Below are 11896 nucleotides of genomic sequence, written 5' to 3'. Positions count from 1 at the left end.
GCTAGACTTAGATGTGCTTCAAGCGCCTTACTCACAACCGAAGTTCAGTAAAAAACAGTTTAGCAATTCTACGAATTGAAAAACTGTTTTTATTTAATATTTTACCCAATCACACTTCCATTTGGAACAGATGGATCCACTGTCAAAACAGTGAGTTTACCGTCATGTTCAGCAGAAAGAATCATACCTTGGCTGACATATTTCTTCATCATCTTGCGTGGCTTGAGGTTTGCCACGACTTGAAGTTTCTTGCCAACCAATTCTTGTTCGTTTGGATAGAATTTAGCGATACCTGAGAGGATTTGACGGTCTTCTCCGTCGCCAGCGTCAAGACGGAAGCGAAGCAATTTGTCTGAACCTTCGACTTTTTCCACTTCTTTAACTTCAGCGACACGGATTTCAACCTTGTCAAAGTCGTCAAATTTGATTTGGTCTTTTTCAGACTTAAGTTCGACCTCTTCTGGGTTCCATTCTTTCTCTTGAGGTTTGCCTGCGTTCATTTGAGATTGGATGTAGGCAATTTCTTCGTCCATGTCAAGACGTGGGAAGATTGGAGTTCCTTTTGAAACGACTGTCACATTTTCTGGGAAGCCTGAAAGTTCAAGATTTTCAAGGTCAAACTTCCCTGACAATCCGAGCTGTTCCATGATAGCATTTGAAGTGGTCATCATGAATGGTTGGATCAGGTGAGCTACCACACGAAGGCTAGCCGCCAAGTGAGCCATCACTGCTGCCAATTGTTCCTTGTCACCATCCTCTTTGGCAAGTACCCAAGGGGCTGTTTCATCAATATACTTATTGGTACGTGAAATGATGTTCCAAACGGCGTCCAAGGCACGTGGGAAATCTACAGCATTCATTTGTTTGTGGAATTCTTCGATATTTTCAGCCACAACCTTAGCCAAATCAGCATCAAAGTCTGTGACATTCTCAGCATAGCTAGGCACTTGACCACCGAAATACTTGTTAATCATGGCAACTGTACGGTTGAGGAGGTTCCCAAGGTCATTAGCTAACTCGTAGTTGATACGAGCCACATAGTCTTCTGGTGTGAAGGTACCATCTGAACCGACAGGAAGACTACGCATGAGGTAGTAACGGAGTGGATCAAGACCAAAACGCTCTACCAACATTTCTGGATAGATCACGTTTCCTTTAGACTTAGACATCTTACCGTCTTTCATGACGAACCAACCGTGGGCAACAAGACGTGTAGGCAATGGCAAATCAAGAGCCATAAGGATGATTGGCCAGTAGATTGAGTGGAAACGAAGAATATCCTTACCAATCATGTGGATAATTTCGTGGTTTTCATCATTTTGCCAGAACAAATCAAAGTTACCATGCTCATCCTGACCATAACCAAGGGCAGTGATATAGTTGATAAGGGCATCAATCCACACATAAACCACGTGTTTTGGATCTGACGGTACTTTTACTCCCCAAGTGAAGGTTGTACGTGACACAGCCAAGTCTTCCAAGCCTGGCTCGATGAAGTTTTTAAGCATTTCATTCATACGACCATCAGGTTGGATAAATTCTGGGTGTTCTTTAAAGAAGGCAGTCAAACGGTCTGCGTAGTTGCTGAGTTTAAAGAAATATGATTCTTCAGAAACCAACTCTACTTCATGCCCTGATGGAGCTACCCCACCAATGACATTACCTTGCTCATCACGGTAAACTTCTTCCAACTGACTTTCAGTGAAGAATTCTTCGTCTGAAACTGAGTACCAACCTGAGTATTCACCAAGATAGATATCTCCTTGTTCCAAGAGACGCTCGAAAACTTGAGCAACAACTTTTTCATGGTAATCATCAGTCGTACGGATGAATTTATCGTATGAGATATCCAAAAGTTGCCAGAGGTCCTTAACACCAACAGCCATACCATCCACATACTCTTGTGGTGTGACGCCTGCTTCTTCAGCCTTTTGTTGAATCTTTTGGCCGTGTTCATCAAGCCCAGTAAGATAGAAGACATCATAGTTCATCATACGTTTGTAACGTGCCAAGACGTCACAAGCAATGGTTGTATAGGCAGAACCAATATGCAATTTACCAGATGGGTAGTAAATAGGTGTTGTGATGTAGAATGTTTTTGTCATTTTAATTTCCTTTCATGTGTTAACAAATGGGCTAACACTGATGATATAACATCTTATTATAGCACGTTTTGGACACTAAAAAAACCAGACTAGCTGGTTTTAAACATTACTAGTTTTGAAAGAGCTTTTTATCAGCTCTAACATCACGTTCATAGTCGTAGTCTAATTTCTTCACGTCATCCTCTGATCGGCGTTTGAAGCTTCTTTCTTCGATAAGTTTGCCTTTCTTATTATAAGTAGTGACGATTAATTTATCACCCTTAACCTTGTATCGAACGGTTTCTTCGAGAGACTCTTTGTAGGCTTTAATGTAAATCTCTTTACTTTCGTCGTTATCAGCTTTAGTTCGATATTCACTAATTTTGTAGCGACTATCTACTGCTTGATTAATTACTTTGCTATATTCAGATAGCGACATGGTTAGTTTAAGCGTTCTAGACCAAGTGTCTGGACGGTAAGATCTATCTGTGTCATAATCTGAAAAATCAACTAGATTGTTCCCCCCAGCTAAGGTATAAAAATAGAATTTAACATTATCCCCTTTGACTTTAACAAAATCATGAGGCTCTAAGCCACTTTCCTTGAAAGATTCTATACCATCAACCATTTTCTTCTTATCTTTATGATAATAGTGATATGTTTCAAGCTGATAGGTTCCTTCAGGTATTTTACCGCCTTGTAGGTGCGTAAATGCATAGCCACCAAATGAAAGTGCCACTAGGACAATCGCCCCCACTACAGAAGCGATAATAATTTTAGCTTTCTTAGACAAGCCTGTCTTAGCAGGAGCAACTTGTGAAACGGCTTGTGTCACTTAGTCACTCAACTGAGCTTGCTGTAGATTAACACCCTCGTCCTTAGACTCTTGAGAAATAAATTCCCCATTAGCTTTTGCTTGTTGGATTTCTTCCTCTATCGGCTTACGATTATTGATTGTTTCGAAATAATCTAACCACTCTTTTTCGTTCATAAAAGTCCCCTTTTTCATTGATACTTCCATTCTACCAGAAAAAGACTCCAAAGCTATTTGATTAATTTCATAAAAAGAAAAGCGGTACCAGACTGGAGTTTTAGCTCTCCTTCTTGTACCACTTCATCTTGTTATGAAATAGGGGGGATTAAATTTTATCACTAGATTTTTTGCTACTATCACTTGAATCTGATTTTGATCCACTATTCTTACCGTCATTATATCCGCCATAGGTATCACCATAGTCATTACCATAGCCATAGCCGTAATCGTAGCCATAACCATAATCATAGTAATCCTTGAAGTCATCATATTGATCACTATAAGTCTTCAAATCTTTCTTATAATCTTTGATGGCATCCTTATAGTCATCCCAGCGCTCCTCAGCGTCTCCCTTACTCATACGTTTATAAGTAATACGTGACTGAAGCTTCCCCTTTTTATCATAAGTAGTCAGAGTGTATTCATCACCATGCTTGACATAAGTACGTTTTTCCTTCAAGGTATCTTTATATTCTCTTGTTGTTTTTTTAACGACTTTGTCAGCTGCCTCTTTGGTATAGAAGGAATAGTCTTTTCTCATCTTTTTCATGAAGTCTTTTGTGACATCTTCGACTTGATCCGCATTTAAAACTTGACTTTGTGTTTTATTCCACGGATCAAATACCTGAGGAACATCTATCTCATAGTCCATCAAACTAACATATGATTTATTGTCACTCTCTACTAAATTGTAGGTTCTAGATTGATTATTCTTTACAACTACAAAAGACTGAAACTCCAAATCTTCGTCCTTGTATTCATCTATGCCATCAACCATTTTATCTTTGTCTTCATCATAACGAGAGAAAGAAACTACCTCATATGTTCCATCTGCAATCTTACCTGATTGGTAGCGCCATAGTGAGTAGCCTCCAACGATAAGTAAAATTGCTGCCAAGGAACCTAAGACTGATGCCAAAATAATCTTAGTTTTCTTAGACATACCTTTTTTAGGGGGTACTACTTGTTGGAAAGTTGCTGCCGGTTGGGCAAACTGAGGCTGTTGCGTCATAGCAATTACAGGTTCAGCTGGTTTAATCGGTCTTTGCTCTGCCACTTGTCCATTTGAGCTAAAAACATTAGGTCGTTCAAGAATAAACTCGCCTGCTGCTTGAGCTTGAGATAACTCTGCGGGAGTTGGTTTACGACCGTTGACTAATTCAAAGTACTCAATCCACTCTTGCTGGTTCATAATAATCTCCTTTTTTATTGGTCTACTGTTCTATTGTACCAAAATAAATGGTGAAATAGTATTTGACAATTATCATAAAGACTGTAAGGTTTTTTAATAAAACATTTGGCTATGATTCTCGATCGTAAAGAGGTGCTTGGTCGGTAAGTAGTTCAACGCCAGATGAGATAATCCCCATCATGCCTTGAATAATTATAATACTTCAAGGCATACTCATAATCCCGATCATAACCACTTTTGACCTCTTTGGCTTCCCCTGAGCTCAATCGTTTAAAAGTTCTACGCGACTCAATATGTCCATCATCAGCATAAACAGTCAGAACGAGACCATTAGGTCGCTTTTCATAAGTTCTTTTTTGCTTCAACATTTTTTTATAATCGTCTACACACCTTTGGACAGATACTTCCTTTACTTTTGAATACTCCTCTCCCTTTTTAGAAATCTTATCAATATGAGAAATCACTAAAGCTTTATATTCAGAAACTGTTAAATCCTGTTTCAAAGTCCCAGTACGTGGGTAAAAAGTCTGTGGGAGCTTTTCATCGTGCTCAAATGGTGAGACAAAAGGTTCCCCATCCCCCACAAAAACATAATAAAATTGAGATTTCATATTCTCAACAACTATAAAATCCTCATATAAGCTATCATTATTCTCTCCTCGCTCAGTCCAATTTATCAATTCATTGGAATATGCCGATTTAGCCTCATATTTTACCATCTGATAGGTACCATCTGGAATATAGTTCTCTTGATACTTCCAAAATCTTCCCTCTCCTATGGCAATCAAAACTATCGCAACAAGTCCTAGAAAAACAATAATCCCAATCTTCCATTTTTTTGCCTTAGTCATACCTCTCCCCTTCATATTAGCCTACTCTTTAATACTATTTTACCAAAAATAGAGAGGAAATCTGTGACTTGACTACCAAAGAAAAAGAGGTTGAGAACTCATACTCTCAAACCTCTTTTCATCTATTTACTTTTTAAGATCCTCAGCACCAATGACTGGGTATTCAGTCAATCCTGACGCTGTTTCTTCTTCAAGCTTGTTTGTTTCCTCTGGTTTTTCCTCAAAGTCAACCTTAGGTGCATCTTTTTCATAAGCATTAATGATATCAGCTACAACTGGGTGACGTACGACATCGCTAGCAGAGAAGTGAACAAAATCAATAGCCTTAATTCCCTTCAATTTCTCCATAGCATCGACAAGGCCTGATTTAACACGACGTGGCAAGTCAATCTGACTCATGTCCCCATTGACAATCATCTTAGAATTAAAACCAAGACGGGTCAAGAACATCTTCATTTGCATGATGGTTGTATTTTGTGCCTCATCAAGGATAACAAAGGCATCCTCTAGGGTACGACCACGCATATAAGCGAGGGGGGCAATCTCAATAATTTCACGTTCCATGAGGCGGGTCGTTTGCTCCTTACCAAGAATTTGATATAAGGCATCATAAACAGGGCGAAGGTAAGGATCCACCTTTTCCTTGAGATCACCAGGCAAGAAACCAAGGCTCTCACCCGCCTCAACCGCCGGACGTGTCAGAACAATACGTTTAACTTGACCACGTTTAAGAGCTGTAACCGCAAGGGTAACCGCTAAAAAGGTCTTCCCTGTACCAGCTGGACCAATTCCAAAGACCACATCATGACTTTTAATGCTATCAACATAGACCTTTTGTCCTAAAGTCTTCACTCGGATAGGCTTACCACTGTTGTCCTTGATAATCTCTTCTTCATATAAAGCAACAAACTTGTCAATCGAACCATCTTGAGCCATGGTTAAGGCCGCAACAACATCTGAAGTGTTGACTAGCATTCCACGCTCCACTAAAACAAGGAGGGCTTGAATGGTCAAACGAGCCAATTCAATACTTTCCTCGTCATCTCCAAGGATCTGCACACGCTCTGTTCGAGCATGAATAATAACATTTAGGTTTTCCTCGATAAGTTTTAGATGGCGCTCATTGGTCCCAAAAAGTGACAAGACATCATCTGGGTGATTTAGGGTAATTTCAACAGAATACTCTTGCAAATAGAGTTCCTCTTTCTTTCGTCTTTTTCTCCATTATATCAAAAAAAGTCACGCCAGGCGTGACTTTTTATTATTCTGACTTATTCATTAAATGACACGTGAACGTGGTCATAGTGGTTTTCAGTAACGCTACCACGGTCTGGCATTTGGTTCCATGTGTTAGCTGGTCCGTAGATGTTGTTTACTGGTGCGTAGAATTGTTGTTTGTAGATGATGTACGAAATACCTGCATTTGAGATATTGTCTACTGCATATTGGGCAACTTGATCACCAACTGCTGAACCAACTGGTACCATAACGTCAACGGCAAGTCCTTTACCATGGTCTTGTGGATCACCTTCACGGTAACCACCGATATCAGTAAGACCAAATTGTGCCGCTACATCTTGACGGAAAGCTTCAGCTTGTGGTTGAAGGTGTGGATCCGTTGGAAGTGTATTTGTTGATGCAGGTTGTGCTGCTGGTGCCTCTGAAGCCACTGGTGCTTCTGATGCCACTTCTGATGTTGCTGCTGGTTCTACCGCTGGCTGTTCTGCTGGCGCTTCTGAAGCAGCTGGTGCCTCTGAAGACGCTTCTGATGTTGCTGCTGGTTCTGCCGCTGGCTGTTCTGCTGGCGCTTCTGATGTCGCTGGTGCTTCTGAAGACGCTTCTGATGTTGCTGCTGGTTCTGCCGCTGGAGCTTCTTCTTTTACTTCAGGCTGTGCTGGTGTTTCAGCAGCTGGAGTAGTTTCTGCTTCAGGTGTAGCTTCTGCTGACGCAGTGACATGATCAATAGCATCAGCAACTGGTTGTTCAGTTTCTGCGTATGCTGGTGCTTCTGATGCTGATGCGATAGCTTCTGTTACTTCTGAAACAGCTTGAGTTGACTCTTCTGTAACAGGTGCTTTAGTAGCTGTTGTGCTTACTGTTTCAACTGGAGCTGTCAAGTCCGCTGCAACTACAGATTGACCATTTACAGTCACTTCGTTAGTTGTCAAATTAGCTTCTGCAACTACAGGTGTAGTTGATGTTTCTGAAGCTGGAGTTTCAACTTTAACAGAGACAGCTTGATTATCAGCATTGTAAGTTGCTGTCAAGACTGTTCCAGGGTAAATCAAATCAATGTTTGTAATTTGATTGATGTTAGCCAAAACGTTCACATCGATACCCATAGCTTCAGCGATACTTCCCAAAGTATCACCGTATTGAACTGTATAAGTTTGTTGGTTATCACTTACAGCGATATCTGCTTTGATTTGATCTACTGAACGTGCTGCCCAGTTTGAAGTTTCATCGGCATGTACGTGACTTGCAGCAAAAAGTGAAAGTGCCGCGGTCGAGTAAAGAAGAGCCTTTGTTGTTTTAGATTTTGATAACATGTATAATTCATTCCTTTTTAATAATTTTAACATCTACAATAATACCACACTTTTTGTCAAAAGAGGGGGGATTTACTGCACTTTAAAGCAATTACTAACTAGTTGTAACAAGCCTAATTTATTGAAAAAAAGCTGATATATTTGTAAAAAATTGTAACAATTCATCCCATTTCAAATGGTAATTACTTTTTTAAGAAAATGCTAAAAGGTCATTATGCTTATCGTAAACTTAGTCACTATTAATGGGCTAGATAATCTTCCCAAATCTGGTCAAACTGCCCTAGATTAAAAGAAAAGCTAGCTTGATCTTCCAAGTAACGACTGACTTCTTCAAAGTCATCGGTATGCTTCGGGAAGGTTGAATCTTCAAAAGCCAAATCAGCCAAGATTGCTACTGGTTCATTGGATTTAGGATTACGCTGGGCCATCAGCCAAGTATAAAAGGATTTTCTCATGCCTTCTCCTAACCGATTAATTCTGTTCCAAACTGATCTTGTTTGATTTTTTTGGCCTTCATCAGACCACCTAAGGCTTTTTTAAATTGACCCTTAGAAATACCGAAGGTTGCCTTGATATCTGCTGGTGATGACTTGTCATTAAGCGTCATAAAGCCACCATTGCTCTCTAAATAGGTCAAAATCATCTGAGCATCATTTTCGAGCATTTCAAAAGAACGTGGTTTAAGAGAAAGATTGAGGGTACGGTCAACTTCTCTGAACCCAATCACACGCGCTTCAAGGACCTGACCTAAACGTGGCTCCGCATAACGTTCTGATGGATGGATGAAACCAAGCATGTTATTCTCTGGCAAATAAACAAAAGTTCCTGACAATTTGAGACGGTAGGCAATAGCTGGCCATTTTTGGTTTTGCATATTATCGTAAGCAGGTCCAGCCATACGTTGAAAGACCTCAGGTTCGGCAGGAAGTCCCCAAATACGGTCTTTTTTGTCAACATCGAGTTTGATGTAGAGTTTATCCCCCTTCTTAGGCCAAAGCTCTTTGAGTTCTGGCAAAACATCGAGAGAGACAACAATCTCCTTATCTGGAATTCCTACGTCTACAAAGACACCTAAATCCTTACGAACTTCAGTGACCTCTCCCCAATCATAAGAATCGCGAGTTGCCTTGATTTCCTTTTGAGTCAGACGTGATTTTTGCTTGCTATCTGTATAGGCAAAGCCTGTCACCATGTCACCAATGGCGTATTTTCCTTCTTCTTTAGACAAGGCAAAAGTCACACCGTCCTTTTGTACAAAGTAAAATTTATCATTTTCATCAGTTACTAGGGCAGTAATGATCGTTCCAAGTAATGTATTCATCTTTTTTCCTCTAAAAAGAGAGTCGGACAAGGAAGCTAACATAGTCCATGCTCTCTTGCTTCTGTCCCACTCTCCTTATTTTTCTATTAATTAAACAGTAAGGAGTTCTTTTTCCTTTTCTGCTGTCATGCTGTCAATCTTCTTAACAGCGTCATCAGTTGCTTTTTGGATATCTTTTTCCAAAGCTTTCAATTGATCTTCTGTGATTTCTTTGTCTTTTTCTTGCTTCTTAGCTTCATCCATAGCATCACGGCGGATATTACGGATAGCGATTTTAGCATTTTCACCGACTTTTTTCACTTCTTTAGCCAACTCTTTACGTGTTTCTTCTGTAAGTGCTGGGATAACCAAGCGCACAACAGAACCATCATTAGCTGGGTTGATTCCAAGGTCAGATTCATTGATAGCACGTTCGATATCAGCAATTGAACCTTTATCAAATGGTGAAATCAAAAGGACACGTGCTTCAGGAACCGTAATTGAAGCCAATTGGTTAAGTGGTGTTGGAGCACCATAGTATTCTACAGTGATGCGGTCAAGAAGTGAGGCATTGGCACGACCTGCACGGATAGAGCCAAATTCACGGGCCAATGACTCGTGTGAGTGGGCGAAACGTTCTTTTGCTTTTTCAATAATTGCGTTTGTCATAAATTCTCTCTTTCTTACTTGTGTGATTCTGCTTTGTTAGATACAGTTGTCCCAATTTGCTCACCAAAGATAACACGTTTGATGTTTCCTGGTTCGTTCATGTTGAAGACAACAAGGTCAATGTCATTATCCATTGAAAGGGTAGAAGCTGTGGCATCCATAATTTTCAAACCACGTTTGATAACTTCCACGTGTGTCAATTCATCAAATTTGACAGCATCAGCGTTTTTACGAGGGTCGTCATTGTAGACACCATCAACGCCGTTTTTGGCCATAAGAATAGCATCAGCTTCAATTTCAGCTGCACGAAGAGCCGCTGTTGTATCTGTTGAGAAGTACGGTGAACCAATACCTGCTGCAAAGATAACAATACGACCTTTTTCAAGGTGACGAAGGGCACGACCACGAATATAAGGCTCTGCCACAGATTTCATATCAATCGCTGTCTGAACACGTGTATCAACACCGAGTTGTTTCAAACTATCTGCCATAACAAGGGCATTCATAGTTGTTCCAAGCATACCAGTATAGTCCGCTTGAACACGATCCATTCCTGCTTCAGCTGCAGGTTCCCCACGCCAAAGGTTACCACCACCGATAACTAGAGCAATTTGAATACCTGAATCCGCTACCTCAGCAATTTCTTTAGCCATAGCTTGGACAGTTGGAAGATCAATCCCAACACCTCGTTCACCAGCTAGAGCTTCACCTGAAAGCTTAATGAGGACACGTTTGTATTTTGGTTCTGCCATGATTTCTCCCTATTAACTATTTTGTTTTATGATTTAATTCTTAGCTGAGATTCATCTTTCCTAAGTCGTCAATTACCATCCTTTAAAGATGGTTAAGGGGCTTATTCGAGCAACTCCTTTTTATGATTAGGATAGGAAAATGTTTTCTTTTTTTGCAAAGAAAACACTAAATCTTCATCCTTACTATTTTATCATAAATTAGGGTTTTCACCTAGTCAAATATTTAAAAAATATCCTTACAAGATAACTGTAAAGGTGATGGTGTCATTTTTATAAGAGGCAAAGATACGCCCCTTAAATAATTTGACCATACTTTGAGCCATGGACAGGCCAATGCCAAAACCTTTGTGTTCTCTGTTATTATGGGATTCTTCAATACGATAAAAACGCTCAAAAAACTTGCTATAGTCAACAGCCTTACCTTCTTTATAGGTGTTTGACACTTCTAAACGAGCCCGTTTTCGCGTTCTTCCAATCTGACGAAGTCTTACCGTAACTGTCCCTTCTGGATCACAATACTTGTTAGCATTATCCACAAGGAGAGTCACAAGTTCAAAGAGAGACTTCTCCTCTGCTTTTACATGAATATCCGGTGTGATGTCCATGACAAAAGATTTACCGTCTCGAACGACAGGTCCCTTAAAGTCCTCTGCTGCATCCTCAGTAATATAGGAAAAATCGACATCTTGAAGAACAATATCCGGCTGCTCCTCCAGACGAGATAGGGCTACCAGAGAATTGATTAGAGTGGTCAAACGTGCCACCTGGTCATTCGTTGACTTGGTCCATTCGTTCTCTCCAGTCATGAGTTCCTGTAGCTCCGTATTGGCAGAAATAATGGCCAATGGTGTCTTTAATTCATGACTAGCATTAGTAATAAAACGTCGCTGCTTTTCGTAGTTTCGAATGAAGGGACGAATGACGATTCCTGATAAGGCACTGACAATGACGACAAAAAAGATAAACCCAAACAGTGATAAAAGGATAGAAAGACTGAGCAAAGCTTGGGAAGAATTGTAATAAGAGGTCGTGTCCAGAAAGACCACCAGAATCTTATCTTTGCTGACTTTACTAACCTGATAACTCAGATTGATATTTTTTTCTCTAATTGTTCCAAGATTATTGGTTAAGCGACTAACTGTCAGGGCATATCTAGCCGCTTCCTCGTCGTTTATTAGGGACGTATGGCTGGTATCCTGGCTAACAATCTTATCATCAGACAAGGTCACACTGAAAAAACGAAAACTATCCGATGGAATTTCACGCCCTTGATTGGTCTCAATTTTTTTAGTTTTTCCGAAACTACCATTATTTTCTGTAAGCGTGTTGAGAACCTTACTAATTTCCTGTTCTGTCTGAAAGGACCTCACAGTATTGATGATTCCCACTGTAAAAACCAAGATAAAGAGAATAGCCAAGGAAGCAATCATAATAAATTGAAGTCGTAAACGTCTAAACATGAACTA

Annotated in this window: 10 protein-coding genes and 1 pseudogene; all 11 read right to left on the bottom strand. The window is 40.1% G+C overall.

Features of this window, described 5'->3' with window-relative positions; genetic code table 11:
- Positions 1–101: 101 nt before the first annotated feature.
- Positions 102–2105, bottom strand: a complete 2004-nt coding sequence (gene metG, locus ACYVQ1_RS00360; protein ID WP_461249453.1) for a methionine--tRNA ligase — start codon at positions 2103–2105, stop codon at positions 102–104.
- 109 nt (positions 2106–2214) lie between these two features.
- Positions 2215–3093, bottom strand: a pseudogene (locus ACYVQ1_RS00355) (hypothetical protein).
- A gap of 130 nt (positions 3094–3223) precedes the next feature.
- Positions 3224–4309 carry a hypothetical protein gene (locus ACYVQ1_RS00350; protein WP_461249452.1) on the bottom strand — a complete coding sequence of 362 codons (1086 nt, stop codon included), beginning with the start codon at positions 4307–4309 and terminating at the stop codon, positions 3224–3226.
- 152 nt (positions 4310–4461) lie between these two features.
- On the bottom strand, positions 4462–5160 hold the full coding sequence (locus tag ACYVQ1_RS00345; RefSeq protein ID WP_461249451.1) for a hypothetical protein: 699 nt from the start codon (positions 5158–5160) through the stop codon (positions 4462–4464).
- Between the two features lie 126 nt (positions 5161–5286).
- Positions 5287–6351, bottom strand: coding sequence for a PhoH family protein (locus tag ACYVQ1_RS00340; RefSeq protein ID WP_461249450.1), 1065 nt, complete (start codon positions 6349–6351; stop codon positions 5287–5289).
- An 80-nt stretch (positions 6352–6431) separates the two neighbouring features.
- On the bottom strand, positions 6432–7709 hold the full coding sequence (locus tag ACYVQ1_RS00335) for a LysM peptidoglycan-binding domain-containing protein (RefSeq protein WP_461249449.1): 1278 nt from the start codon (positions 7707–7709) through the stop codon (positions 6432–6434).
- Positions 7710–7948: 239 nt separating this feature from the next.
- Positions 7949–8164, bottom strand: a complete 216-nt coding sequence (locus tag ACYVQ1_RS00330) for a YozE family protein (RefSeq protein WP_002885591.1) — start codon at positions 8162–8164, stop codon at positions 7949–7951.
- Between the two features lie 8 nt (positions 8165–8172).
- Positions 8173–9030 (bottom strand): RNA-binding virulence regulatory protein CvfB, encoded by an 858-nt coding sequence (cvfB, locus tag ACYVQ1_RS00325; RefSeq protein ID WP_037599563.1) that lies wholly within the window; start codon positions 9028–9030, stop codon positions 8173–8175.
- A gap of 90 nt (positions 9031–9120) precedes the next feature.
- Entirely contained in the window at positions 9121–9678 is a 558-nt protein-coding gene (frr, locus tag ACYVQ1_RS00320; RefSeq protein ID WP_002885567.1) for a ribosome recycling factor, read from the bottom strand.
- A gap of 14 nt (positions 9679–9692) precedes the next feature.
- Positions 9693–10430, bottom strand: coding sequence for a UMP kinase (gene pyrH / locus ACYVQ1_RS00315; RefSeq protein WP_002885551.1), 738 nt, complete (start codon positions 10428–10430; stop codon positions 9693–9695).
- Between the two features lie 236 nt (positions 10431–10666).
- Positions 10667–11890 (bottom strand): sensor histidine kinase, encoded by a 1224-nt coding sequence (locus ACYVQ1_RS00310; protein ID WP_175061643.1) that lies wholly within the window; start codon positions 11888–11890, stop codon positions 10667–10669.
- Between the last annotated feature and the right edge of the window lie 6 nt (positions 11891–11896).

The sequence above is a fragment of the Streptococcus parasalivarius genome (assembly GCF_054785155.1).
Note: the sequence above shows the minus strand (reverse complement) of the source record. Positions and strands in the feature narration are given on the sequence as shown.